Origin of the sequence: Methylococcus sp. EFPC2 (assembly GCF_016925495.1) — a bacterium.
GTDB lineage: Bacteria > Pseudomonadota > Gammaproteobacteria > Methylococcales > Methylococcaceae > EFPC2.
In genome coordinates, this window is record NZ_CP070491.1 from 3,641,580 (window position 1) to 3,667,500 (window position 25,921).

Genomic DNA, 25,921 nt, shown 5'->3' on the forward strand with positions numbered 1-25,921 from the left:
GGCCGACGATGCTGAAAATCCTGATCGAATATTGCGTGCACCGACGCCTGGCCGCCATCGTCGTCACCGCGCTGATCGCCGCCGTCGGCATCCACGCCTATCTGGATACCCCGATCGAGGCCTATCCGGACGTCACCAACACCCAGGTCACGGTGATCGCCCTGCATCCGGGCTATGCCCCGGAGGAGGTGGAGCGGCAAGTCACCGTGCCCCTCGAGCGCGTGCTGAACGGCACGCCCGACATGCTGCAGATGCGCAGCCAAAGCCTGTTCGGACTGTCGCTCATCACCATCACCTTCGAAGACGACGTCGACAGCTTCCATTCGCGCACCCTGATTTCCGAGCGCATCACCGGAGCCGAGCTGCCCGCAGGCGTGACGCCGGTACTGGCGCCCGATTACACGCCGCTCGGCGAGATCTACAAATTCGTCGTGGTGAGCGACCGCCATTCGCTCTACGAACTGCGTTCGGAAATGGAATGGAACGTTTCGCGGGCCTTGCGTCAGGTGCAGGGGGTGGCCGACGTCCTGACCTTCGGCGGCTACTACAAGGAAATCCATGTCGAAATCGATCCGGTCCGCCTGGAGTCCTTCGGCCTGACTCTGGACGAGGTGAACCAGGCCATCGCCAGCGCCAACCGCAACGTCGGCGCCGGATTCCTACGCCACGGCGACCAGCAGATGGTGGTGCGCGGCGTCGGCTTTCTCGCCAACCCCGAAGATGTCAAGAACATCGCGCTGAAAAGCACCGGCGGAACCCCGGTCACGGTGGGCGACGTGGCCCGCCTGGTGCAGGCTTACACGCCGCGCCAGGGCACGGTCGGCATGGACGATCAGAAGGAGGCCGTGGAGGGCATCGTGCTGCTGCGGCGCGGGCAGAATCCCTCGCGCGTGCTGGACGCCGTGCATCGGAAAGTGGATGAGCTGAACAAGAGCATACTGCCGGCGGGCATGAAGATCGTGCCCTTCCTGGACCGCACGGAACTCGTTCACAACACCTTGCATACGGTATACGACAACCTGCTGCACGGTTTCCTGCTGGTCGTCGGCGTGGTCTGGCTATTCCTGCGCAGCGTGCGCGGTTCGCTGATCGTCGCCCTGGTGATACCCCTGTCGCTGTTGATCGCCTTCACTGGCCTTTATCAGATGGGGCTGCCGGCCAATCTGATTTCCATGGGCGCCATCGACTTCGGCATCATCCTCGACGGCGCGGTGGTGCTGATGGAAAACGTCATCCACCAGGCCACCCACGAGAAGCCCGAGTCCAGCCGCGACATGGTCAAGCTGATCGTCACGGCGGCGTTCGACGTCGCCAAGCCAACCTTCTACGCCATGCTCATCATCATCGCCGCGCTGCTGCCGGTATTTACGCTGGAGCGGGTCGAGGGCCGCATCTTCCGGCCCCTCGCCCTGACTTACAGCTTCGCGCTGGTGGGCGGACTGGTGTTCGCCTTGACCCTAGTGCCGGCGCTGTGCGCCGCGCTGATACATCCCAAGCACGCGGTCATCGAGGAGCCCGGTTTTTTGGTGCGGATACGCAAGATTTACCGCCGCCTGCTGGATCGGTTTCTGCGCCGGCGTGCCCTGGTGATGGCCTCCGCCCTGGTGCTGCTGGCCTTGGGCGGCGTGGCGGGCAGCCGGCTGGGCACCGAATTCCTGCCGGAACTGGACGAGGGCGACGTGCACGTGTTCGTCGAAATGCCGGCCAGCATCGCACTGGCCAAGGGCCAGGACATTTTGGTCGATATGCGCGAGCGCCTGCTGCAATTCCCCGAGGTCAAGAGCATACTCAGCCAGCAGGGGCGCTCCGAGGACGGCACGGACAACGAGGGCGTGAACATGAGCGAAACCTTCGTGCACCTCAAGCCGCGCGACCAATGGCGCGAAGGCTGGCACAAGGACAGGCTGGTGGATGCCATGCGCGAATCTTTGGCGGTGATCCCCGGGGTGCGCTTCAATTTCTCGCAGCCCATCAAGGACAATGTGGAAGAAGCCGTGAGCGGCGTGCGCGGCAAGGTCGTGCTGAAAATCTACGGCACCGATCTGGAGAAGATGCGCGCCACCCTGGAAGAAGCCAAGGCGATGCTCAAAAGCGTTCCGGGCGTCATCGAGCTGGATCTCTACCGTGAATCCCGCGTCCCACAGCTGCAAATCGAGCTGAACCGGCCGGCCCTGGCTCGCCACGGCGTCTCGGTGGATGCCGCGCAAGACACTCTGGAAACCGCCATGGCGGGGCGAGTCGTCACGGAACTGTGGCAGAACGAGCGGGCCGTGCCGATCCGGGTGATCTTGCCCGGCACCGAACGCAGCGACGCGGAACAGATCGCCAATCTGATGGTCCCCACGCCGTCCGGCGCCCGCATTCCCTTGCGCGAAATCGCCGATCTGCGGGTCACGGGCGGCCGGACCTCGATCGAGCGCGAAGCCAACCGTCGCTTCCTCGCGTTGAAGTTCAACGTCGAGGGACGCGATCTGGGTTCGGTGGTGCATGATGCCATGGCGGTCGTCGAGGCCAAGGTCAAGGCGCCCGAAGGGCACTTCTTCGTCTGGGGCGGCGAATTCGAGAACCAGCAACGCGCCATGGCCCGCCTGGGCGTGGTGATTCCGGTCGCCGTCATCATCGTTCTGGGTCTGCTCTACAGCGCCCTGCAATCGGCCCGCAGCGCCTTCGCCATCCTGCTTTCCACGCCCTTCGCCATGACCGGCGGATTGTTCGTCCTGTTCCTGGCGGGCATCCCGCTGTCGGTCAGCGCCACCATCGGATTCATCGCCCTGTTGGGCCAGGTGTCGCTGATGGGGCTGCTGGTGCTCAGCGCCACGGAGCAGCGTCGTCACGCCGGCCGCGCCCTCAACGAGGCCATCGTCGAAGGCGCCACGGAACGTTTGCGGCCGGTATTGATGGCCTCCATGCTGGCACTGCTCGGCCTGCTGCCCATGGCCGTTTCCACCGGCATCGGCAGCGAAACCCAGCAGCCCTTCGCCGTGGTGATCGTCGGGGGCATGTTCACCACCTTCTTCGTGGCCATGTTCGTGCTGCCCGTCATCTATTCCTACATCACGCCCAAACGGCTGATATCGCCCGAAGAAGCCGACGAATTACTGGAATGACCATGCCGAGATCACTCCTCCGATTACGCCCGCTGGCGCTGGGCCTGCTGTTGGTCGGCACTTGCGCAGTCGCCGACGACCTGGCCAAAGCCAGCCTGCCGCAGTCCGTAACCATCCAGCAGTTGCTGCAAATCGCCCGCGAACAGAGTCCGCGGGTCGCCGCCACCCGCGCGCAGATCGGGACCGCCCGGGCCGAAATCGTCGCCGCCGGCGTGCTGCCCAATCCGCGCATCACCTATGGGCGTTACCAGTTGCTCAGCCAGAAGAACACGATGTACGACGGCAACGTGCAGCAGGAATACACCCTGGAAGTGCCGGTACAGATCGCGGGTCAGCGCGGAGCCCGGGTCGAGGCGGCGGAAAAGCGCGTGGCCAAGACGGAAGCCGAAGTCGAGGCCGATTTCGCCGAACTGACCCGTAATGTCTGGACGCTGTTCATCAAGCTGCTGGTCGGGCGCGAGCGCGTCGCCATACTGGAGCAGGCTGCGCAGGACTTGAACTATCTGCGCACCCTGGTCGCCGGACGCGAACAGGCCGGCAGCGCCAGCCCTTACGACGTGTTGCGCATGAGCGTGGAGGCGCAATCGGTGGAAACCCGGCTGGACAGTGCGCGCGCGGATCTCGCCGCGACCGGTGGCGAACTGGGCATGCTGCTGGGATTCCCCGACTGGAAGCCGGACGCGCTCGGCACGCTGGCCCCCATAGGTATCGCGGCGGACTCCCGCCGCCTGTGGGAGGAGGCGGAACACAGCAACCCCGAGCTGGTCGCAGCGCAGCGCGCGGAGCAGGCCGCCGATGCCGGACTGGAGCAGGCCCGCCGGGAGCGCTGGCCGACGCCTTCGATCCTGCTGGGCAGTGCATTCACCAATCGCCCTTACGGCAACGCGTTCTTCGCCGGCGTTTCCGTCGAACTGCCCCTGTTCGACCGCGGACAGGGCGGCATGGCGCGCGCGGCGGCGGAAAAGCAGACGGTGCTGCTGGAGCGGGATCTGCTGCGTGCGAAGACCCGCACGGAGCTGGACCGGGCGGTCGAGCTTTTGGCGCGTCGTCGCGCGTCTCTCGACAAGTTCGAGCGGGAAGTGCTGGGGAGGCTGCCCGATCTTAAACAAATGGCGGAGAGCGCTTACCGGCTGGGCAAGGGCACCCTGCTGGAGCTGCTCGACGCCGCCCGCTCGCGCACCGACATCCGGCTCAGCCATGTGGAATTGATCCAGGCCGAAACCGAGGCCGAGCTGGATGCATTGAAAGCATCGGGTTTACTGGTGTCCACCCTGGAAAGCGGCAAAGCGCAAAATTGATCGCGGGAGATCGCGCTGAATTCCCGCGGGCCGCTGTTGAGCCCCCTGCAGCTCGAATCGACGAGCGGATCGAATTCATGCACACTCGCCGGCCGACGAGGGCGTAGCAGTCCACACCGGCGCGTGCGGCGCGCGGTGGAGTCCTGCGCTCTCTGGCCACTTAAAAACAGGGAGTCCCCGTGTTCAGATCTCATCGTCCCCATGCTCCAACAAGACCTGCCGGGGCAAAACCGCTCCGCACCCGGCTGTGCGCCGCCGTGTTCATCCTGTCGCCGCTTGTGGCGGGATGCACGGCGCTCGGTCTGGATGAGTCCTTGTGGCATAACGATGACGACGGTTTCTATCTCGACGCGCAGTCTTGCCGCACCTCGGCGGCTTTCAAGACCAAGGTCCGGATGAATGCCGGCGGCATGAGCGAACTCGACTTGGACGCCGGCTACGACGAAAAGGCTTATCGGATCTGTATGACCGAGCATGGCTGGGAGGCGAAAGTCGTCGATGAAACCCGATCAGCGGTTGACGAGTGCCGCAACCATGCCCTGCGTCTCGGCGTAGCGACGCCGGCGGAAAGCGATCCCCGCTTGATCCGCTACTTGGATACGGAAACATTCGACGAATGCTTGCTCGAACACGGTGTCGAGGGCATCGTGCGGGTCAAGCCGCTGCGGCCGGCACAGCCGACTTCGGGAAGCGATCGTTAATTGCCGGTGTTGGGCGGCTCGTCGTTGCCCGCTAGGACCGCATCAACGCATAGATCAATATGGCCGCGCTGGCCGAGACATTGAGCGATTGCACGGTGCCACTGCCGGGTATGGTGGCGACGAGTTCGCAGGCCGCCAGGGTTTGCGGCGGGACGCCGTGTTCTTCGTTGCCCAGCACCAGCAAGGTCGGGCGAGGGTCGGGGGGGATGTCGTCGATGGGCGCCGCGGTGGGCGACAGCGCGGAACCCACGATCCGGTAGTGGGTTTGCAGACGTTTCAAGGCCTGGGGCAGATGCGCGAGTCGATAGAGGGTCACCGCCTCCAGCCCGCCTTCCGCAATGCGGTAAGCGGCGTCGGAAAGGCCGGCCTGGGCGGGATGGTCTGAAACCAGCAGGCGCTCGTGGCCGAAGAAGGCCAGGGTGCGGGCGATGGCGCCGAGGTTGTGGGGATTGCCGACACCGTCGAGCACGAGCAGCGGCTTTCCTTGCTGCGCCCAGCGGCTGACTTCGGCCCAGTCGACGTCGATCACTTCCTTGGGAGCGGCGGCGACTACGATGCCGCCATGCAGTACCGTACCGGCGATGCGGGTGAGTTCCTCGTCGCCGACCAGCCGGTAAGGCCTGTGCATGCGGGCCATCTGGGCGCAAAACGGGCCGGCCTCATGCTTCAGTTCTTCGGCGTAATAGAGCCTGAGGGCTCGTTCGGGCTCACGCTCGAACAAGGCGGATATCGCCGACAAGCCGGCAATCTTGTCGAATGTTGTGGCTAGCGCGCGCGCCGTTTTTTTCTCGCCTCGGTCGTGCGTCACGCCTTTGTCCGGGCGGCCCGGACGTGGCCTCTCGTGTCCCCGTCCAGGTTCCGTGCGAGCGACGCGCGGATCGGCGCTCCGTGCCGCCTTCCGGTCGGGTCGCGCTTCCGCCGATGCCCGGTCGGCCGAGCTTTTGCCGACGGTTTTTGGCCGCGGCTTGCGTGGAGTGGCCTCGGTGGGCCGGCTTCCGGGTTTGGCGGGCGGGCGCTTCGGTTTGTCGGAGTGGCTCATGTAAACTGGTTCCATGCAAAAACGCCTTATTCTAACGGAAACCGACGCGGAGCCACGCGCATGGCCCGCCTGATCCTGTTCAACAAACCCTACGACGTACTTACGCAGTTCACCGACCGCGAAGGGCGTGCCACTTTGGCGAATTACCTGGACATTCCCGGAGTCTATCCGGCGGGGCGGCTGGATCGCGACAGCGAGGGTCTGCTGCTGCTCACCGATGACGGGTCGCTGCAGACCCGCATCGCCGACCCTCGCCACAAAATGGCCAAGGTGTATTGGGCCCAAGTGGAAGGCCTGCCGGATGAAACGGCCCTGAGCCGCTTGCGCGGCGGCGTGCTTCTAAATGATGGCCCGACCCGGCCCGCCGGGGCCAGGCTGATCGGCGAACCGCACGGCTTGTGGCCGCGCGACCCGCCCATCCGCTATCGCGCCGCCATTCCGGCAAGCTGGATCGAGCTGACGCTGCGCGAAGGCCGCAACCGACAGGTGCGCCGGATGACCGCCGCGGTCGGTTTTCCCACCTTGCGCCTGATCCGTTATGCCATCGGCGAATGGACCTTGGCTGGTTTGTCTCCCGGCGAGTGGCGCGAATTGTCGGTGTCCGTGCCGCCGCGCGGACACCGATCCCCTTCGCGCCCCCGAAATGGCCGCCTATCATGAGCGCCTATTTCACGCTGGCGGAGCTCGCGACCCACCAGGAAGAGGTCAAGGCCTCGGTATTCATCGCTTATGCCGACCGGGCCGATACGCCGGAGCTGGCCTTGCGATTCCTCAACGGTGTCCTCCAGCGTCATCCCGATGCGTCCCACTTATGCTGGGCTTACAAGATCGGTCAGCAATACCGCTTCAGCGATGGCGGCGAACCGGGCGGCACGGCGGGACAGCCCATCCTCCGGGCCATCGACGGCATGGGGCTGGATCATGTGGTGGTCGGGGTCATTCGCTATTTCGGCGGCACCAAGCTGGGCGCAGGCGGATTGATGCGCGCCTACGGCGGCGTCGCGGCCGAGGCCTTACGCAGCGCGCCGAAAAGAGAAGAAAGCCCGCGGGAGACGCTGACGGTGGAGGTGTTTTTCGAGCATCTGGGCGTGTTGTACCGCCTGCTGGACAGCCACGGCGCGGAAGAGCGGGCGGAGGAGTACCACGAGCGGGGGGTGAAGCTGCGTTTTACCCTGGCCCAGGCAGAAATCGAGCGGTTCCAGACCGGGTTGAGGGACGCGACAAAAGGGCGATCGGCATCCGTTTCGTCGCCTTAGTGCCCGCCTCCGGGGAGCGCTTGGAGGCGGGCGGCTTGACGCTCTTACTTCTTCGGCAGAGCCAGTTCGAGATGCTTGACCGCTTCCTTGGCGTGGGTCGTTCCGACGTCGGCGTGGCCCAGCTTGCCGTGCTCGATCGCCTGCTTGAGGTGGGTGATGGCTTCCGCGGTGTGCGGGTTGTGTTCCGCTTTTTCCGCGGCTTCGGCGTGTGTCAAGGAGGTTTGCGCATGCTCGACCAGGACCGGAGCATGCCCGGCTTCGCCGTGCGTAATCGCCGCTTTCGCATGTTCCAGGCTTTGAGTGGTGTGTTCGGTTTCAGCGAAGGCCAAAGAGCCGAACAGTGCGAGCGCGCTCGCCAAGGCTATCAGTAATTTTTTCATTGCATAAACCTCTTGGTGATCTTCCATATGATTATTGACGCAACCTGGAGGGGCGACGCCTCCGGCGTGGCCGCCAGAAACGAGCGCGGTCCGGTTGCGCCTTGGATGAAGCCCGTCTTGCGCAGGCGGCCCCAGTATTTTGGCCGCGGCTACTCAAGTCAAGACGTTTCGCCCATATGATTATGCGCAGTGCGGGCGGGGAGGTGCTCAAGGAGTGACTGATTCCAGTGGCCAGCGTGGGAGGGCGAGAATCTCGAGCGAATCGCGCTGGCCGGCGAGCAGCCGCCGACAGCCGGCATAGGCGATCATGGCGCCGTTGTCCGTACAGAACTCGGGACGTGGGAAATGCACCGAGGCACTTTCGCGGCTGGCCAGTTCGGCCAGCTTTTTCCGTATCAGCCGGTTGGCGCTGACCCCGCCGGCCGCTACCAGGCGTTTCAAGCCGGTTTCCCGCAGCGCTCGGCGGCATTTGATCACAATGGTGTCCACCACAGCTTCCTGGAACGCCCGTGCGACGTCGGCCTTGTCCTGGTGGGTGCCATCGGTGCCGGCCAGGGTGACGAGAGTGTGGGTCTTCAGGCCGCTGAAACTGAAGTCCAGTCCGGGGCGATCGGTCATCGGGCGGGGAAATTCGAAGCGGTCCGCGAGTCCCTCCTCGGCGAGCCGGGCCAAGGCCGGGCCGCCGGGGTAGCCCAGGCCCATGAGTTTGGCGGTCTTGTCGAAGGCTTCGCCAGCGGCGTCGTCGAGCGATTCTCCCAGCAGGCGATAACGGCCGATGCCGTCCACACGCACCAACTGGGTGTGGCCTCCGGATACCAGTAGTGCGACGAAGGGAAAGTCCGGCGGATTCGGTTCCAACAGGGGGGCGAGCAAGTGGCCTTCCATGTGGTGCACGGCCACGGCCGGCACATCCCAGGCCCAGGCCAGGCTGCGTGCCACCGATGCGCCGACCATCAGGGCGCCGATCAGGCCGGGGCCTGCGGTGTAGGCGACGCCGTTGATTTGGCTCGATGTCAGTTGGGCATCGGCCATGGCTTGCTTGATCAGGGGTACCAGCTTGCGGATGTGGTCTCTGGAGGCCAGTTCCGGTACGACGCCGCCGTATTCGGCGTGAAGCTCCACCTGGCTGAACAGCGTGTGCGCCAGTAAGCCGCGCTTGGCGTGATAAACGGCGACGCCGGTTTCGTCGCAGGAGGTTTCGATGCCGAGCACGTACATGCGCACAAGTCTTTTGATTTGGTCAGGGTGGCGAGTATAATCCCGCGTCTATTTCCCGCGGTAGCCCCGAAGACGGGCTTTATTTAATTTTTCGTAATATTTTCAGGAAGTTACATGCCGTCCATTAAGCTCAGAGAGAACGAACCTTTCGAAATCGCCATTCGTCGCTTCAAGCGTGCCTGTGAAAAAGCCGGTGTGTTGTCCGAAGTGCGTCGCCGCGAGTTTTACGAAAAGCCGACCGAAGAGCGCAAGCGCAAGGCCGCCGCCGCCGTCAAGCGCCACCTGAAAAAGCTTTCACGCGAACGTTTCTCGTTGAAGATCCTGCGCCAAGGTCGTCCGACCACCTAGTTGCTGCGGCAAGTTTCGCTTATGAGCGAGTTAAAGCAGCGTATACAGGATGAAATGAAGGCCGCCATGAAGGCGGGTGAGAAGGATCGTCTGGGAGTGATCCGTCTGATTCTGGCGGCCGTCAAGCAGCGAGAGGTCGACGAGCGCATTCAGCTCGATGATACTCAGGTGATCGCCGTGCTCGATAAGATGCTCAAACAGCGCCGCGAGTCGATCACCCAATATACGGCGGCGGGCCGACAGGATTTGGCTGATGCGGAAAGCGCCGAAATCCGGGTGCTTCAGGACTTTTTGCCGCAAGCCTTGAGCGAATCCGAGATCGATGCCTTGGTGCGGGATGTCATCAGTGAGACCGGTGCCGCGGCGATAGCCGATATGGGTAAGGTCATGGCCTTGCTCAAGCCCAAGATGCAGGGGCGCGCCGATATGGCCTCGGTCAGCGCCCGCATTCGCGCGCTGCTCAGCGCTTAAAGGCCTAACCCGATAGGGCCGCCATCCAGATGGCGGCTCCGTCGTTCCGCATGGCCGGCAAGATTCCTCGCCAGTTCGTTGATGATTTGATCGCCCGGGTCGACATTGTCGATCTCATCGACGCGCGCGTGCCGCTGAAAAAAGCGGGCGTCAATTACGTCGCCCGCTGTCCGTTTCACTCGGAAAAGTCGCCCAGCTTCAACGTCCATCGCGACAAGCAGTTCTATCACTGCTTCGGTTGCGGCGCGCACGGCAATGCCATCGGCTTTCTCATGGAATACGAGCGGCTGAGCTTCGTCGAGGCGGTGGAGAGTTTGGCCGAGTCCTTGGGGCTCGAGGTGCCGCGCGAGGTCTCCCGCGCGGCCGGGCAGGCTGAGCCGGGAGCGGACGCGCTTTATGCATTACAGGAACGGGTCGCGCAATTTTATGCCAGACAGTTACGCGAACACCCGGATGCCGAAAAAGCCGTTGCTTATCTGAAAAAGCGCGGGGTCAGCGGCGAAGTCGCGAAGCAATACGGCCTGGGTTATGCCCCGCCGGGATGGCGCAGCCTCCCCGCCAGCTTTTCTCAGGAGGAATTGCATCGCGCAGGCTTGGTCATAGTCCGCGAGCAGGGCGGTTACTACGATCGCTTTCGTGATCGCGTCATGTTTCCCATACGCGATCGGCGGGGGCGCGTGGTGGGGTTCGGCGGACGGGTGCTGGGGGATGAGACTCCCAAGTATCTGAATTCGCCGGAAACGCCCGTTTTCAAGAAACATCGTGAAGTCTACGGGCTTTACGAGCTGTTGCACGCGGTCCGGCGCCCCGAGCGCATCCTGGTCACGGAAGGCTACATGGACGTCATCGCTCTGGCCCAGCACGGCATCCCTTACGCCGTCGCTACCTTGGGAACCGCGACTTCCGGCGAGCATATTGAACTGTTGTTCCGTTATGCGCGCGAACTGGTGTTTTGTTTCGACGGCGACAACGCCGGGCGAAGCGCGGCTTGGAAGGCGCTGGAAGCGGCTCTGCCGGTTTTGCGGGAAGGTCGTACGATACGCTTCCTGCTGCTGCCGCAGGGGCAGGACCCGGACAGCATGGTACGCGACGAAGGTATGGACGCTTTCGAAAGACGCATCGGGCAAGCTCAGCCGTTGTCCGATTATTTTTTTCAGTATTTATCCTCCCCCCTCGATCTGCAAACGCTGGAGGGGCGTTCGGCGCTGGTCCGCGAAGCGCGTCCGCTCGTCGAAAAAATGCCGCCGAGTACCTTTCGCGAGCTGATGAATGAACGGCTGAGCGAGCTTTCGGGTTACAAGACGAGCGAAAAAGTCAAAAATTCGACTAAGCTTCTGTCTCATCGGCTTGGCGCAGTCGCGGAACGTGCCAGACCTTCGTTGCTGAGGACTCTGCTTGGCCTGCTGGTGCAAAACCCCTGGCTTTTCCGTCTGCTCGACGACGAAACGCGACGGCTGGTCGAGAGCGACAAAAATGCCGGGCACTTGGCGAGCAAGCTTTTTTCGGCGCTGGAAGTAAATAGCGGCATCGGAGTTGGTGGCATCCTGGAGCTTTTTCGGGGTGATCCGGCAGAAAAGCAAGTCAAGGCCCTGAGCCTCGTAGAGCGCGCGTTGTCGCCTGCGCAGGAGGAGGCCGAGTTTGTCGGCGCGGCTCGACAATACAAGCGTCGGTGCCAGGATATGCGGCTAAAGGAGCTGGAAGCAAAGGGTAGCGGAGGTGCGTTGAGTCCCGCGGAGCGCGAGGAAATGCGGCGACTGTTGAGCGAGCGGTAAAATCATCCGCTTGCTAAGAATTTTTTGAACGATATAATGCAATGTTCCGTGTTGCGGTAACAAAGCGAGACGCGAGTTAGTCGATGAACCAAGAACAGCAGCAATCCCAGCTCAAAGAGCTGATCGCCAAGGGCAAGATGCAGGGTTTTCTCACCTATTCCGAGGTGAACGACCATCTGCCCAGCGATATCGTCGATCCCGAGCAGATGGAAGACATCATCGCCATGATCAACGACATGGGGATCGAAGTCCATGAAGATGCGCCGGATACCGATATCATTCCGGATGCCGCAGTGGTCAGCGACGACGAAGACGAAGCGGCGGAGGTCGCTGCCGCCCTGGCCTCCTCGGTCGATGCCGAACTAGGCCGCACCACCGACCCCGTCCGCATGTACATGCGGGAAATGGGTACGGTTGAATTGCTTACCCGCGAAGGCGAGCTCAGCATCGCCAAGCGTATCGAAGAAGGCCTTAATCAGGTCGCCCGCGAGCTTGTGCGCTTCTCGCCCTCCATGGACTATTTCATCGGCGCTTTTGAGCGTATCGATAGCGGAGAACTGCGGCTTTCGGATCTCATTTCCGATTTCTTCGATCCAAACCAGCCCGAAGCGGTCGCGGAAGATGAGGATGGCGAAGGGGAGTTGCTGGCGGACGAAGAGGGCGAGTCGGGGCCCGATCCCGAACTCGTAAAGGAAAAGCTGGAGGCGTTCAAAAAACAACATAAGGCCGCCTTGGCTGCCCAAAGCAAATATGGGCACGATCACGAGCGTACTGAAAAGGCGTTTGCGCTTTTGGCCGAAAGCTTTCTGGAATTCAAGAAAACGCCCGCGTTTTTCAAGGAGCTCACGGATATACTGCACGGCGCGGTGGGGCGCATCCGGGAGCAAGAACGCATCATCCAGAATTTGGTGGTCAACAGGGCCAAGATGCCGCGCGCCGAATTTTTGAAGAGTTTCACGGAAAAAGGCACGAGTCCCGGTTGGCTCGATGACCTAATCGCGAGTGGTCAGCCTTATGCGCAGGCCTTGCTCTCTCATGCGGAAGATATTCGCCGTGCGCAGGGTAAAATCCTGCAGGTCGAAAAGGAAAACTCGCTCAGCGTCGGTAAGATCAAGGAAGTTAACCGCCGCATGTCGGTGGGTGAAACCCAGGCGCGCTTGGCCAAGAAGGAAATGATCGAGGCGAACCTGCGTCTCGTTATTTCCATAGCTAAAAAATACACCAATCGCGGTCTGCAGTTCCTCGATCTGATCCAGGAAGGCAATATCGGCCTCATGAAGGCAGTGGACAAGTTCGAATACCGGCGAGGTTACAAATTCTCGACCTACGCAACCTGGTGGATACGCCAGGCGATCACCCGGTCCATCGCAGACCAGGCGCGCACCATACGGATACCGGTGCATATGATAGAAACGATCAACAAGCTGAATCGCATTTCCAGGCAGATGCTGCAGGAAATGGGGCGCGAACCGACGCCGGAGGAACTGGCCATCCGCATGGAAATGCCCGAAGACAAAGTGCGCAAGGTCTTGAAGATCGCGAAAGAGCCCATCTCGATGGAAACTCCCATCGGTGATGACGAAGATTCGCATTTGGGCGATTTTATTGAAGACTCCAGGGTCATGTCTCCTGTAGAATCTGCAACTGTCGCAGGTTTGCGGGAAACCACCCAGCATGTATTGGCTGGCTTGACCGCGCGCGAAGCGAAAGTGCTGCGCATGCGTTTCGGCATCGATATGAACACCGACCATACCTTGGAAGAGGTCGGTAAGCAGTTCGATGTTACCCGTGAACGCATCAGGCAGATCGAAGCAAAAGCGCTCCGCAAGCTCCGCCATCCTTCCCGGTCCGAGCAGTTGAAGAGCTTCCTGGATCTGGATTGACAGACACGGGCCCTTAGCTCAGTTGGTCAGAGCAGGGGACTCATAATCCCTTGGTCCAAGGTTCAAGTCCTTGAGGGCCCACCAATAAAAACAAAGGCTTGCAGCGATGCAGGCCTTTTTTTGTTTCTGCCTGAGTAATGCTAGCAGGATAGTTTGTCCCGCTTTGCTAATGAAATTTCCCCCTGGTCCACCGCTTCCGATAGGACATGGCCCGAATGTTTTGCAAACCCGTGAGCCTGCCTATTGTCCCGGCAGTGCGCGGCTGACGCGGCGTATGCTTCTGCCATCCAGCATCGGGTCCGCTGCGAGCATGTTACCGAGATTTGATGGTTCAAAGACTGGGCACATGATCAACGTATCGCTCTTCCAGCTCTCGAGTTTGCAGGGTGTCAGCCTGTGAGCATTCCCAATGCGACCGACGTCGGACGGCTCCCCGTCGCGGCGATGACTTGGGCGGACAACTGTAGCTCCGCCGCGTAGACAACAGCTCAGCGGCTGGCCTTGGGTCAAACCAATTAGAACCCGGCGGCAAATGCATCCTCACCGCCGGTCCGGTCGACCAAAGTGGTCCGGAAATGCGTTGCGAAAACCTCTTCGCTCGGCTTGGACGCCATGGTGCTTGCAAGTAACCAGCACCGTGTGTGGTGCCAGGCGTTGCGCCCTGCGCGCGGGCCGTTAGCCATCGGAGGCGGCCAACCCATCTGTTACAGGCGACAGGCGTACTGTGCTACAGGGATACCTTATCCGGTGCGATGCGCATCCAATGGCAAGTTGCTGTCAGCGCCGTGGGTCGCGGGTCCGGCCGCATGCTGGATAACTGCACCTCAGAGGAATTGATCTCAGCATCGCGCTGAACGAACCGATCCGGCCGCGTCGCAATGCAGAGCGCCCACGACGGCAATACCAAGGCGGTTGGCGGCGGCTATCGTTTCCTCGCGATCGACGATTACCGTCTTGTCGGCTTCGATGACGAGCGCACTGGCGCCGTGCCTTTGCAGGTTCGCTATCGTGTCCGGTCCCACGGTCGGAACGTCGAAGCGCATGTCCTGATCCGGTTTCGCTACCTTGACCATCATCCACCCGCCGCTCCTGCACAGCGCTCCCGCACGTTCGATCATCTGGTCGGTGCCTTCGATGGCTTCCACGGCGATGACTTCGGCATCCTTGACGGCGATGGACTGGCCGATGTCCAAGCGTCCCATCTCCTTCGCGATGGACCAGCCGAGCGCCAAGTCCCTGCGCTGAGCGGCCGTGAGGGTCGCGGTACCGAGGGTGCCCTCCCCGGCGACGGCCGAGCCGCAATGTCGGGTGACATCCTCCAGCACGATCCCGTGTCTTGCCAATAGCACGGCCACCGCCTTCAGCACGGTGTCGTTGCGCCGGTCGGGAATGTCAAGAAACCAGAGCTTGAGGAAGCGCCAGTCCGGGAGGAAGCTCAATATCCCGAAGCGCCGGTACATGGTCTGCTTGCGCACGTAGCCGGCCATGACGGCGCTTCGGGCACCGCTCCGGTTCAGCGTTCGCATCCATTGGCCGAGATGCAAGGGGGCGACCCAGTGAAACTCGTCCGCCAATTCCGCCAGAGCCGGATCAGCGATTTCCTTGAGGCCGAGAACCACCACGCGATGACCGGCGCGGTGAGCACCTTCGATCACCATGATGGGAAATTTCCCGGCACCCGCAATCACGCCCAGTGTTGCCACAGGGCTCTTACTCATCGCAGGCCAGTCTTTCGCGCAAATCGTGTACTTCCTCTTCCAGGCGGTGCAGCTTTTTCAATACGTCGGGCAATTCCTTTACCGCCGCGATCTGGCGCCAGAACTGCTTCCATTTGAAGGCGGGACTGCCGAAATAGCGCTCGTTGGATGGGATGTCGCTCCACACGCCGCTTTTGGCGCCGATGGTGACATGGTCGCCGATGGTCAGATGTCCCGCGACGCCCACCTGCCCGCCCATGGTGACGTGCTCGCCGACCGTGACCGATCCCGCGAGCCCGGTCTGGGCCACGAACATGCCGTGTTTGCCGACCTTGGTGCCATGTCCGATGACGACCGCGTCGCTGAACTTGGTGCCGGCGCCGATCCGGGTTTCACCCAAGGTCGCCCTGTCGATGGCGCAATTGGCGCCCATCTCGACGTCGTCCTCGATAACCACCCTGCCGGCCTGGGGAATCTTGACCCAGCGACCGTCGACAGGGGCGTAGCCGAGCCCGTCCTGGCCCACAACGGTTCCCGCGTGCAGGGTCACCCGATTGCCGATGCGGCTGCCGTCGTAAATGACGACATTCGGATAGAGCGTTACTTCGTCGCCCAGTGTGACGCCCTTGCCGATATAGCAGCCGGGATAAAGGGTGACGTTGTCGCCGATGACCACGTTGTCGTCTATGGTCACGAAAGGGCCGATGTTGGCGGCCTGGCCGATGCGGGCGGACGCCGCGATTTCCGCCCGCCGATCACGCCCCCAGTGCGGGTGCTTGCGCACCCCGTGTATGAAATGAATGGCATGGGCCACGGCGCCATACGGATCCTGGCAGCGCAGCACGGTCAGCCGTTCGGGCACGGGTTCGTTCACGCCCACGATGGCCGACGAGGCGCGAGTTTCGAACAACTTCGCCCGATATTTCAAATTGGCCAGGAAAGTCAGCTCCCCCTCTCCGGATTCCAGCAGCGTATTTACGCCGAATAGATAGGGATCGTCCGGCCCGTCGATGTGATTCGAAAAGCCATGTTCGGCAAGATGACCGGATAATTCGGATAGCTTCACCGCGTTCATGTCTTTGTCCCCCGGGTCATAAACGAATGAGACGGCCTGCAGCCGAGCCCAGGACCATCGCCGTCTGGATTCTAAGAGGATTGTCCCTGACGTACTAGAGCCGCCGTTCTGGCTACATCTATTCTGCCGGTGAGCGGATCACGGGCGGGAGCCAAGCGCCTGCGATCTTGATCCGGGCTTATGCAGCCGGTGGCCGCATGCGTTCAAAACCGGATCACCTCGCAGGCGGCGGGAAAACTCCTCAATTGTGCGCCAGACCTGGAATTTGCTACCATGTCCGGCGCAATTGTGCGGGCAGGGCGGCTGGCATGGCTAGACGGAAATCGGCGATCGCATCCTGCGGCGGCTTGTTGTACGCAGCTTCCGGACCTTACGCGTACCTTGGATCGCAAATAATTAATAGCAAACCGCAGGAGCGTAGCTTTAAGCAAACCCGTTAATGTGCATGCCCTCGTCGGCGGGGTCGTTATGCCATCGTGATCGGGCGCCGGAATATCCGGTGGGTCCCAAACTAATTCACACCTCAGTAACCTTAGGAGACTATCAATGTCGAAAAATCTACTCGAGCAGCTTCGGGAAGTGACCGTGGTTGTAGCCGATACCGGCGATATCGAAGCGATTGAGAAGTTCAAACCGCGCGACGCGACCACCAATCCTTCGCTGATCACCGCCGCCGCGCAATTGCCGCAATACCAGGGCATCGTGGACGACACCCTGAAGGGTGCGCGTAAAACGCTGGGTGCCGGCGCTACCGCCGCCCAAGTTTCGAATCTCGCTTTCGACCGCTTGGCTGTCTCCTTCGGTCTGAAGATCCTGGAAATCATCGAGGGCCGTGTTTCCACCGAAGTGGACGCTCGCCTGTCCTATGACACCGACGCGACCATCGAGAAGGCGCGCGACATCATCAAGCAGTACGAGGCTGCCGGTGTTTCCAAAAAACGCATCCTGATCAAGATCGCCGCCACCTGGGAAGGCATCCAGGCCGCTGCCGTGCTGGAGAAGGAAGGTATCCACACCAATCTGACCCTGCTGTTCGGCATCCACCAGGCCATCGCCTGCGCCGAAAACGGCATCACCCTGATCTCGCCCTTCGTCGGACGCATCCTCGACTGGTACAAGAAAGATACCGGCCGCGACTCTTATGCGCCTGAGGAAGATCCGGGCGTCCTGTCGGTCACCCAGATCTACAACTACTACAAGAAGTTCGGCTACAAGACGGAAGTCATGGGTGCCAGCTTCCGCAACATCGGTGAAATCACCGAACTGGCCGGTAGCGACCTGTTGACCATCGCGCCTTCGTTGCTGGCTGAACTGCAAGCCACCACGGGCGACCTGCCGCGCAAACTGGACCCGGCCAAGGCCGCCGATTTGCCGATCGAGAAGATCCACGTCAACAAGTACGAATTCGACCGGCTGCATGCCGAGAATCGTATGGCCAACGACAAGCTGGCCGAGGGCATCGAGGGCTTCACCAAGGCGCTGGAGCAGTTGGAGAAGCTGCTGGCCGAACGCCTGGTCCATCTGGAAGCGGCCTAAGGTATGGGGCCGTTGCGCGGGGAAACCTGGCGCAACGGCCTGTTTCCTCCAGAATTGGCTACGCCAAACATAATGGCGGTGTGACCGCCGGTGCTGGATGGTTTCCCGCTAACTTATTGTTTTTCAAACTATAAAACCAAGGAGAAAAAACATGCCTTCGCGTCGAGAACTTGCTAACGCCATACGCGCCTTGAGCATGGATTCCGTGCAAAAGGCCAACTCCGGACATCCGGGCGCGCCCATGGGCATGGCCGACATCGCCGAGGTCTTGTGGAACGACTTTTTGCGCCACAACCCCGCCAATCCGAACTGGCCCGACCGCGACCGTTTCATTCTGTCCAACGGCCACGGCTCCATGCTCATCTACTCGCTCCTCCACCTGACCGGCTATCCTCTGCCGATCGAGGAGCTGAAGAACTTCCGCCAGCTGCATTCCAAGACCCCGGGTCATCCCGAATACGGTTATACGCCGGGCGTGGAAACCACCACCGGTCCGCTGGGGCAGGGCATCACCAACGCCGTGGGCTTCGCCCTTGCCGAGCGCACCCTGGCCGCCCAGTTCAACCGTCCCGGCCATGACATCGTCGACCACTACACCTACGTGTTCCTCGGTGACGGCTGCTTGATGGAAGGCATCTCCCACGAAGCGGCTTCACTGGCCGGTTCCTTCAAGCTGGGCAAGCTGATCGCCGTCTACGACGACAACAACATCTCCATCGACGGCGAAGTACGCGGCCATGGCGACACCCCGGGCTGGTTCCTGGACGACACTCCGGCCCGCTTCGAAGCCTACGGCTGGCACGTGGTGCGCGACGTCGACGGCCATGACGCCGACGCGGTGAAAAAGGCTATCGAAGAAGCGCGCAAAGTCACCGACAAGCCCTCGCTGATCGCTGCCAAGACCATCATCGGCTGGGGTTCGCCGAACAAGCAGGGTAAGGAAGAATGCCACGGCGCCGCCCTGGGGGCCGACGAAGTCGCCCTGGTTCGCGAAACCATCGGCTGGCCGCACCCGGCCTTCGAAATTCCGGCCGACATCTACGAAGGCTGGAGCGCCCTGGAGACCGGTGCGAAGTACGAAGCCGACTGGAATAACCGCTTCGAGAACTATCGCAGCGAGTTCCCGGAACTGGCCGCCGAGTTCGAGCGCCGCATCGTTGGCGAACTGCCGAAAGACTGGGCCGAAAAGTCCGCAACCTTCGTCGCCAAGGTCGACGAGAAGGCCGAAACCATCGCCAGTCGCAAGGCCTCGCAGAACGCCCTCAATGGCTTCGGCCCGCTGCTGCCCGAACTGCTGGGCGGTTCGGCCGACCTGGCCGGCTCCAACCTGACCCTGTGGTCCGGCGCCAAGAATGTCAACGCGCCGGGCAACGACGGCAACTACATCAACTACGGCGTGCGCGAGTTCGGCATGTCCGCCATCATGAACGGCCTCGCCCTGCACGGCGGCTTCAAGCCCTACGGCGCGACTTTCCTGATGTTCTCGGAATACGCCCGTAACGCGATCCGCATGTCGTCCCTGATGAAGGTGCCGGTGATCTACGTCTACACCCACGACTCCATCGGTCTGGGCGAAGACGGCCCGACCCACCAGCCGATCGAGCAGACCGCCACCCTGCGTCTGATTCCGAACATCCAGGTCTGGCGTCCGGGCGATGCGGTCGAGTCGGCCGTATCCTGGAAAGCCGCGATCGAGCGCAAGGATGGTCCGTCGGTGCTGATCTTCTCGCGCCAGAACCTGGCCCACACCCCGCGCACGCCGGAGCAGGTCAAGGCCATCGCGCGCGGCGCCTACGTGGTGAGCGACAGTGCGGGCACGCCGGAGGTCATCCTGCTGGCGACCGGTTCCGAGCTGGAATTGGCCGTGAAGTCCGCCGCCGAGCTGACCGCCAAGGGCAAGAAGGTGCGCGTGGTGTCGGTTCCGTCCACCAACGTGTTCGACGCCCAGGATCAGGCCTACAAGGATTCCGTCCTGCCGCCTTCCGTCACCAAGCGCGTGGCCATCGAGGCCGGCGTCAGCGACGGCTGGTGGAAGTATGTCGGCAGCGCCGGCAAGGTGGTCGGTCTCGACCGCTTCGGCGAGTCCGCGCCGGCTCCTCTGTTGTTCAAGGAGTTTGGCTTCACCGTCGAGAACGTCGTCAAGACCGTAGAGTCCATCCTCTAAGTCTTCGCCCCTCGCCCCCTTCTCCCTTTGGGAGAAGGGGGCGCGAAGGGCCGGATGAGGGATCTCAGCTAAAACGCCCTTCCTTTCCGGGCTAAACCCGAAGTCGGTTCACGCCGGCTTCGGGTCCGGAAGGAAGGGCGTTTTCTTTGCGGGTCGTTTTGCGATCTGCGTTTCGGCTAAGGGCAATCGCGTCTGTCCCGGCGAAGAAGCGGGGTTATTTCGGATCACGCCAAGGTGCGACCCTCAGCAACATCAGCATGCCCGGTATCGCCAGGGCGAAACACAGCAAAAAATAAGGCATCCAGCCCATCCATTCGACCAGCCAGCCCGTGGCGGCGTTGGCGAAGGTGCGGGGGACCGCCGACAAACTGGCGAAGAGCGCGAATTGGGTGGCGGTATAAAGCGGATGTGTGGTGTGGGCGATGAAGGCGACGAAGGCCGCCGTACCGAGCCCCACGCCGAAGGCCTCGACGCCGATCACCGCGGCTAGTTCGGTTAGTTCCAGGGTGCCTACGATTTCGTGGTGGCCTAGCCAGGCCAGCCAGGCAAATCCCAATATGGCCGCCATCTGCATGACGCCGAACAGCCATAAGGCCCGGTTGATGCCCAATCTGACCATCCAGGCGCCCCCCAGCAATCCGCCTACGATGCTGGGCCAAAGCCCCGCGTTTTTCGCCACCAGGCCGATTTCGGTCTTGGAAAAGCCCATGTCCAGATAGAACGGTGTCGCCAGCGAGGTGGCCATGCTGTCACCGAGCTTGTAGAAGAAGATGAATGCGAGCACCCACAGCGCGCTTGTCCATCCCCGCCGCTGGGTGAACTCGCGAAAGGGCTCGACGACGGCCTGTCGTAGTGTCCTGGGCGGGCTGGTTTGCAGTTCGGGCTCGCTTATCAGCACGGTCATCGCGACGCCCGGTAGCATGAACAGTCCGGTGACCAGAAAAACCGTGTTCCATGGCAAATGGTCGGCCAGTACCAGTGATAAGGAACCGGGAATCAGGCCGGCGATCTTGTAAGCGTTGACATGAACCGCGTTGCCGAGCCCTAGTTCGGCATCGGGCAGCAGTTCGCGGCGGTATGCATCAAGGACTGTGTCCTGCGAGGCGGAAAAAAAGGCCACGGCGGCGGCCAGGGTGGCAATCAGCGTCAGGTCTAGGGTCGGATGCAGCCAGCCGAACAGCGGGATACCCGCCAACAGGGCGAGTTGCGTGAGCAGCAGCCAGCCGCGCCGCCGACCCAGCGGCAAGGTGTAACGGTCGAACACCGGCGCCCAGATGAACTTCCAGGTGAAAGGAAACTGGATGAGGGTAAACAGTCCGATCGCCTTGAGGTCTACGTGCTCGCTCCGCAGCCAGGCCGGAAGCAGGCTGATCAGGATATAGAGAGGCAGGCCGGAGCTGAATCCGGTGAACACGCAGATGAGCATGCGCCGGTTCAGCAGAACCGAGCGCCAGTGGGTAGAGGTCATGTTAGGTCTAATCCGGTCAGGCCATCCGACGGCGAGCCGAATAGACAAGCAGTATTCCGGCCACAACGGCGGGGATGCTCAACCACTGGCCCATGGTGATAGTCCAGCCCGCTTCGAAGCTGGCCTGTCCTTCCTTGAAGAACTCCAGCAAGAAACGGGTGCCGAAAACGGTGACGAAAAAGCGTCCGAACAACTCGCCCGGCGGCGGGGCGTTGCCATGGCGTAAATAGAAGCGGAACTGCAGCGCGAAGATCAGCAAATAACACAGCGCTTCATAGAGTTGCACGGGATGGCGGGGCACGCCATCGATGCGGGCGAAGACTACCCCCCACGGCAGGTCGGTCGGAGTGCCGAGTATCTCGGAATTGAAGAAATTGCCGATCCGAATCAAGCAGCCCGATAAGGGGACCGTCATGCCGATTCGGTCGCACAGCCACAAGAAAGGCTGATTCACGGCAAATTTCGCGTACAGCCATACCGCGACGATGATACCGACCAGGGCGCCGTGGCTGGCCAGGCCGCCTTCCCAAACGGCCAGGATCTTCCAGGGTTGCGACAGGTAGTAGCCGGGGGCATACAGCAATACGTGCCCCAGTCGGGCACCGACGACAGTCCCGGTGATCACGGTCAGGACCAGATCGTAAACCTGGTCCGGTGGTCGATGTTCCCGCCGGTACAGATAACGAAATATCAGCGTTCCGTATACAAAGGTCGATGCGAAAAATAGTCCGTACCAGTGCACCGGCAGCGTGTAGCCCCCCAAACGCAGTGTGACGGCAATGGGGGAAAGGTCCCAGATCATGCGTATGCTCGAAATCCGTAAGTCAGCGGCCGATGATGGCGGAGGGGCAGCTCTGCCGCAAGTCTGCTGGTACGGAGACAGGCGGCACTGGCGGCGCTATCATGCCGGGCCGAGGTCGACCACTAATAAACTCGGCTAAGGAGAGAAGCATGAGCACAGAAAAGAAGTTACGCTGGGGCATCCTGGGCGCGGCGCGGGTTAACGAGCGTCTATTGCCGGCCATCGTCGAAGCCGAAAACAGCGAGCTGGTCGCCATCGCCAGCCGCCGTCCCGATGCGGCCGCGCAGACCTTGGCCCAGTATGCGCCGCATCAGCAAGGCGTGGTGGTTTACGATCAGTTGGAAGCATTACTCGACGATGAAGCCGTGCAGGCGGTCTATCTGCCTTTAGCGAATCACGAACACGCCGAGTGGACTTTGCGGGCCATACGGCGCGGCAAGCATGTTTTGTGCGAAAAACCGATGGCGCTGACCGTGGACGACATCGAGGCCATAGCAGCGGCGGCGCGAGAGCATGGCGTCACGGTGATGGAAGGCTTCATGTATCGCTTTCATCCCCAGCATGCACGGGTCAGGGAACTGGTGGATTCCGGCTTGATCGGCGAGGTCCGCTCGGTCCGCTCAAGCTATTCCTTCATGATGCGTCCGGCGCGCCGATATCGCCTCGTTCAAGATGTAGCGCTGGGCGGCGGGGCGATGTGGGACATCGGCTGTTATGCCATCCATTCCGCCCGGATGTGGTTCGACCGCGATCCGGTCAGGGTTACCACGATCGCGAAATACGTGGAAAGCGGCGCCGACATCGCGACCAGTGGCATCCTGGACTTCGGCGATGGGCGTTACGCGCATTTCGACTTCAGCTTCGAGCGCGCGCGGCGTTCTGAATACGAGCTGATAGGCACCAAGGGCGGAATAAAATGCCATACCGTATGGCAGTTGCCGGGCGATGTCCCGGTCATCTCCTGGTGGACCGAAGACGGGCGTAGCGCTACCGAGCAACTGCCCGCCGCCAATCATTTCAACCTGGAAATCGAACATTTCAGTCGGGCGGTTTTGGCGGGCGAAGCGCCATCGCTATCGTTGGACGACGCGAAAGCCAATTGCCGCACCATCGTCGCGGCATTGAAATCGGCCGCCGAGGGGCGGGTCGTCGAATTGGCATGATGCCGATAGCGGCATCCGACACAACGGCGTGAGGCAAATGCCTCGATCTGCCGGCGACGCTCCGCGGTTGTGGTTAGACAAAAGCCATCGCGGTTACAATGCCTGATTCGATCCATATAGATACACACCCGGCAAGACCGGGGTTAGGACCATGACATTGAATAATGATCAAGCTGCCTCGTTGGATGTGTTGAATACCGACGACTTACGCATCCGTGCGATCAAGGAGGTCATTCCTCCGGAACTGACGCACGACGAATACCCCATCACCCAGGCCGCAGCGTTGACCACGATACAGGCGCGGCGGGCGATCCATGATATTTTGGCCGGCACGGATGACCGTCTCCTGGTCGTCGTTGGTCCTTGCTCCATCCACGAGCCGGACGCCGCGCTGGAATATGCCGGCAGGCTGCTCAAGCTGAAAGCCGAGTTGGCGAAGGACCTGCTTGTCGTCATGCGGGTTTATTTTGAAAAGCCGCGCACGACGGTGGGTTGGAAAGGGCTGATCAACGACCCGGATCTGAACGAAAGCTTCAATATCAATAAGGGTTTGCGCATGGCGCGCAAGCTTTTGCTCGATTTGAACCAGATGGGCGTGCCGGCCGCGACCGAATACCTCGATCTCATCACGCCGCAATACGTGTCGGACTTGATCGCATGGGGGGCGATAGGCGCCCGTACCACCGAGAGCCAGGTTCATCGCGAACTCGCCTCGGGGCTGTCCTGCCCGGTCGGTTTCAAGAATGCCACCGACGGGACGATCAAAGTCGCCATTGACGCCATCGGCGCGGCGCGGCGTCCGCATCATTTTCTCTCGCTCACCAAGGCGGGGCGTTCGGCAATTTTCTCCACCATCGGCAACGAGGACAGCCATATCATCCTGCGCGGCGGAAAAGCGCCGAACTACGATGCCGTCAGCGTCGACGACACGGCAGGCCAGCTCGAAAAGGCCAATCTGCCAGCCAAGATCATGATCGATTTTAGCCACGCCAACAGTTGTAAGGATTATCGCCGGCAGATGGCGGTGGGCCATGACGTGGCCGGGCAGATCGCGGCCGGCGACCGGCGCATCTTCGGCGTGATGGTCGAAAGCCATCTGGTGGCCGGTAGTCAGAAACGTCTGCCGGGGCAGCCGCTCACTTACGGACAGAGCATCACCGATGCCTGTATTGGTTGGGAAGAGAGTGAAGCGCTATTGCGAGAGCTGGCAGACGCCGTAAAGCGGCGGCGCCAGGCGATCCCGGCACCGCATGAGGGTTAGCATGGAAATCATCTTGAACGGCGAAACGCGCCGTATGGAAGAAAATCTCACGCTGGCCGATCTGGTGGCCGAATTGCAATTGTCGGGAGTCCGCATCGCCGTCGAACGGAATGCAGCCATCGTGCCTCATGGCGAATACGCCAAGTGTGCTTTGCGTGACGGTGATCGCCTGGAAATCGTGCGCGCCATCGGCGGGGGCCAGGAGGATACGTTCACGATAGCGGGCAGGGTCTTTCACTCCCGTCTACTGGTGGGCACCGGGAAATATAAGGATTTGGAAGAAACCCGTCGAGCAGTCGAGGCGAGCGGCGCGGAAATCATCACGGTGGCCATCAGGCGCAGCAATATCGGCCAGGACCCGAGCCAGCCCAATCTGCTCGATGTGCTCCCGCCGGAGCGCTACACCCTGCTACCGAATACCGCGGGATGCTACACCGTCGAGGACGCCGTTCGGACCTGTCGCCTCGCGCGTGAACTGTTGGACGGTCACAAGCTGGTCAAACTGGAGGTATTGGGCGATCCCAAAACGCTGTTCCCGGATGTAATCGGTACCTTGGAGGCCGCAAAAATTCTGGTTGCCGAAGGCTTCGATGTCATGGTCTATACCAATGACGATCCCATTACCGCAAAGCGACTCGAGGACTTGGGCTGCGTCGCAGTCATGCCGCTTGCCGCTCCTATCGGTTCGGGCTTGGGTATACGCAATCCGTACAACTTGCTCACCATTTTGGAAAATGCGAGCGTGCCCGTTCTGGTGGATGCGGGTGTGGGTACCGCCTCAGATGCCGCCATCGCCATGGAGTTGGGTTGTGGTGGTGTATTGATGAATACGGCAATTGCCGAAGCCAAGAACCCTGTTCTTATGGCTTCTGCCATGAAAAAGGCTATCGAAGCCGGTCGCGAGGCCTTCCTGGCGGGGCGCATGCCGCGCAAGCGCTATGCCTCGGCGTCGTCACCCGTCGACGGATTGTTTTTTTGAGCGTGTTCTGAATCTCGCGGATACATACGGATAAGCTTGCTGATCAGATGTCACAACCTGTTCATGTGGAGCGGGCATAATCGCGAAGTTCAGCGTGGCCGGAGTAATGAGTTAAGGCATTGTTTCAAGTGGTCTGAAAATTGCTTTATTTATATGCGCCAATTCTGATTTTGCGCCCGGATGCTGTGTTCGGGCGGATAGGCGGGGCGGGAATGTCAGTAATACCGCAATTGCTTTAGTATGGGATGTCATCATGGATAGGAGTGGGTCGATGAATGAAGTTGTCTCTCTCTGGGGTGCGCA

22 protein-coding genes and 1 tRNA gene (1 of these 23 running past the window's edge) are annotated in these 25,921 nt (G+C 61.4%); 16 read left to right on the forward strand and 7 right to left on the reverse strand.

The window, feature by feature from the left end; translation table 11 throughout:
• Window positions 1–8 precede the first annotated feature (8 nt).
• The 3 genes from JWZ97_RS15555 to JWZ97_RS15565 all read left to right on the forward strand — a co-directional run bounded on the left by JWZ97_RS15555 (window position 9) and on the right by JWZ97_RS15565 (window position 5,106).
• A complete protein-coding gene (locus tag JWZ97_RS15555; RefSeq protein WP_205431074.1) occupies window positions 9–3,107 on the forward strand; it encodes an efflux RND transporter permease subunit in 3,099 nt (1,032 codons plus the stop codon).
• A gap of 2 nt (window positions 3,108–3,109) precedes the next feature.
• Entirely contained in the window at window positions 3,110–4,405 is a 1,296-nt protein-coding gene (locus tag JWZ97_RS15560; protein ID WP_240342372.1) for a TolC family protein, read from the forward strand.
• Window positions 4,406–4,719: 314 nt separating this feature from the next.
• A complete protein-coding gene (locus tag JWZ97_RS15565) occupies window positions 4,720–5,106 on the forward strand; it encodes a hypothetical protein (protein ID WP_205431078.1) in 387 nt (128 codons plus the stop codon).
• A 31-nt stretch (window positions 5,107–5,137) separates the two neighbouring features.
• Here the strand turns inward: JWZ97_RS15565 and JWZ97_RS15570 are convergent, their stop codons facing one another.
• Window positions 5,138–5,914 carry an RNA methyltransferase gene (locus JWZ97_RS15570; protein ID WP_240342373.1) on the reverse strand — a complete coding sequence of 259 codons (777 nt, stop codon included), beginning with the start codon at window positions 5,912–5,914 and terminating at the stop codon, window positions 5,138–5,140.
• Window positions 5,915–6,205: 291 nt separating this feature from the next.
• On the opposite strand from JWZ97_RS15570, the gene JWZ97_RS15575 reads away from it, so the two are divergent.
• Window positions 6,206–6,805, forward strand: coding sequence for a pseudouridine synthase (locus tag JWZ97_RS15575; protein WP_205431081.1), 600 nt, complete (start codon window positions 6,206–6,208; stop codon window positions 6,803–6,805).
• Window positions 6,802–7,401: a YigZ family protein gene (locus JWZ97_RS15580; protein WP_205431082.1), complete on the forward strand. Its 600-nt coding sequence runs from the start codon at window positions 6,802–6,804 to the stop codon at window positions 7,399–7,401. Before JWZ97_RS15575 ends, JWZ97_RS15580 begins: the two co-directional genes overlap by 4 nt.
• Before the next feature lie 44 nt (window positions 7,402–7,445).
• Here the strand turns inward: JWZ97_RS15580 and smbP are convergent, their stop codons facing one another.
• Window positions 7,446–7,781, reverse strand: coding sequence for a small metal-binding protein SmbP (gene smbP / locus JWZ97_RS15585; RefSeq protein WP_205431083.1), 336 nt, complete (start codon window positions 7,779–7,781; stop codon window positions 7,446–7,448).
• Between the two features lie 207 nt (window positions 7,782–7,988).
• Window positions 7,989–8,999, reverse strand: coding sequence for a tRNA (adenosine(37)-N6)-threonylcarbamoyltransferase complex transferase subunit TsaD (gene tsaD, locus JWZ97_RS15590; RefSeq protein WP_205431084.1), 1,011 nt, complete (start codon window positions 8,997–8,999; stop codon window positions 7,989–7,991).
• A 114-nt stretch (window positions 9,000–9,113) separates the two neighbouring features.
• Between tsaD and rpsU the strand changes: the two genes are divergently transcribed.
• The 5 genes from rpsU (at window position 9,114) to JWZ97_RS15615 (ending at window position 13,557) form a co-directional block, all read left to right on the forward strand.
• Entirely contained in the window at window positions 9,114–9,347 is a 234-nt protein-coding gene (rpsU, locus tag JWZ97_RS15595; protein ID WP_205431085.1) for a 30S ribosomal protein S21, read from the forward strand.
• Window positions 9,348–9,368: 21 nt separating this feature from the next.
• Complete coding sequence (locus JWZ97_RS15600; protein WP_205431086.1) at window positions 9,369–9,818, forward strand: GatB/YqeY domain-containing protein; 450 nt, start codon at window positions 9,369–9,371, stop codon at window positions 9,816–9,818.
• Window positions 9,819–9,847: 29 nt separating this feature from the next.
• The gene (gene dnaG, locus JWZ97_RS15605; RefSeq protein WP_240342374.1) at window positions 9,848–11,590 is read left to right on the forward strand and encodes a DNA primase; all 1,743 of its coding nucleotides are present in this window, start codon (window positions 9,848–9,850) and stop codon (window positions 11,588–11,590) included.
• Window positions 11,591–11,673: 83 nt separating this feature from the next.
• Entirely contained in the window at window positions 11,674–13,473 is a 1,800-nt protein-coding gene (gene rpoD, locus JWZ97_RS15610) for an RNA polymerase sigma factor RpoD (RefSeq protein WP_205431087.1), read from the forward strand.
• Window positions 13,474–13,480: 7 nt separating this feature from the next.
• Window positions 13,481–13,557, forward strand: a tRNA-Ile gene (locus JWZ97_RS15615).
• A gap of 755 nt (window positions 13,558–14,312) precedes the next feature.
• On the opposite strand, the gene JWZ97_RS15620 is transcribed toward JWZ97_RS15615, so the two are convergent.
• Both JWZ97_RS15620 and lpxD read right to left on the reverse strand, forming a co-directional pair.
• Entirely contained in the window at window positions 14,313–15,191 is an 879-nt protein-coding gene (locus JWZ97_RS15620) for an LpxI family protein (RefSeq protein WP_205431088.1), read from the reverse strand.
• The gene (gene lpxD / locus JWZ97_RS15625) at window positions 15,184–16,245 is read right to left on the reverse strand and encodes a UDP-3-O-(3-hydroxymyristoyl)glucosamine N-acyltransferase (protein WP_205431089.1); all 1,062 of its coding nucleotides are present in this window, start codon (window positions 16,243–16,245) and stop codon (window positions 15,184–15,186) included. The genes JWZ97_RS15620 and lpxD overlap by 8 nt, the downstream gene beginning before the upstream one ends.
• A gap of 546 nt (window positions 16,246–16,791) precedes the next feature.
• On the opposite strand from lpxD, the gene JWZ97_RS15630 reads away from it, so the two are divergent.
• Together JWZ97_RS15630 and tkt are read left to right on the forward strand one after the other, a co-directional pair.
• Complete coding sequence (locus JWZ97_RS15630) at window positions 16,792–17,781, forward strand: transaldolase (RefSeq protein ID WP_205431090.1); 990 nt, start codon at window positions 16,792–16,794, stop codon at window positions 17,779–17,781.
• A gap of 151 nt (window positions 17,782–17,932) precedes the next feature.
• Window positions 17,933–19,945 (forward strand): transketolase, encoded by a 2,013-nt coding sequence (gene tkt, locus JWZ97_RS15635; protein WP_205431091.1) that lies wholly within the window; start codon window positions 17,933–17,935, stop codon window positions 19,943–19,945.
• A 214-nt stretch (window positions 19,946–20,159) separates the two neighbouring features.
• Here the strand turns inward: tkt and JWZ97_RS15640 are convergent, their stop codons facing one another.
• Both JWZ97_RS15640 and lgt read right to left on the reverse strand, forming a co-directional pair.
• A complete protein-coding gene (locus tag JWZ97_RS15640; protein WP_205431092.1) occupies window positions 20,160–21,413 on the reverse strand; it encodes an AmpG family muropeptide MFS transporter in 1,254 nt (417 codons plus the stop codon).
• 16 nt (window positions 21,414–21,429) lie between these two features.
• Window positions 21,430–22,215, reverse strand: coding sequence for a prolipoprotein diacylglyceryl transferase (gene lgt / locus JWZ97_RS15645; protein ID WP_205431093.1), 786 nt, complete (start codon window positions 22,213–22,215; stop codon window positions 21,430–21,432).
• A gap of 149 nt (window positions 22,216–22,364) precedes the next feature.
• On the opposite strand from lgt, the gene JWZ97_RS15650 reads away from it, so the two are divergent.
• From JWZ97_RS15650 to JWZ97_RS15665, 4 genes are all read left to right on the forward strand, one after another.
• Entirely contained in the window at window positions 22,365–23,378 is a 1,014-nt protein-coding gene (locus tag JWZ97_RS15650) for a Gfo/Idh/MocA family protein (protein WP_205431094.1), read from the forward strand.
• A gap of 151 nt (window positions 23,379–23,529) precedes the next feature.
• Window positions 23,530–24,639, forward strand: a complete 1,110-nt coding sequence (gene aroG, locus JWZ97_RS15655; protein ID WP_205431096.1) for a 3-deoxy-7-phosphoheptulonate synthase AroG — start codon at window positions 23,530–23,532, stop codon at window positions 24,637–24,639.
• Window position 24,640: 1 nt separating this feature from the next.
• On the forward strand, window positions 24,641–25,618 hold the full coding sequence (gene thiS / locus JWZ97_RS15660) for a sulfur carrier protein ThiS (protein WP_205431098.1): 978 nt from the start codon (window positions 24,641–24,643) through the stop codon (window positions 25,616–25,618).
• Between the two features lie 271 nt (window positions 25,619–25,889).
• On the forward strand, window positions 25,890–25,921 hold the start of the coding sequence (locus JWZ97_RS15665) for a hypothetical protein (protein WP_205431100.1). Its footprint extends 421 nt past the window's final position; 32 of the gene's 453 nt are visible here — the first part of the coding sequence; its start codon is at window positions 25,890–25,892; its stop codon lies off the right edge, out of view.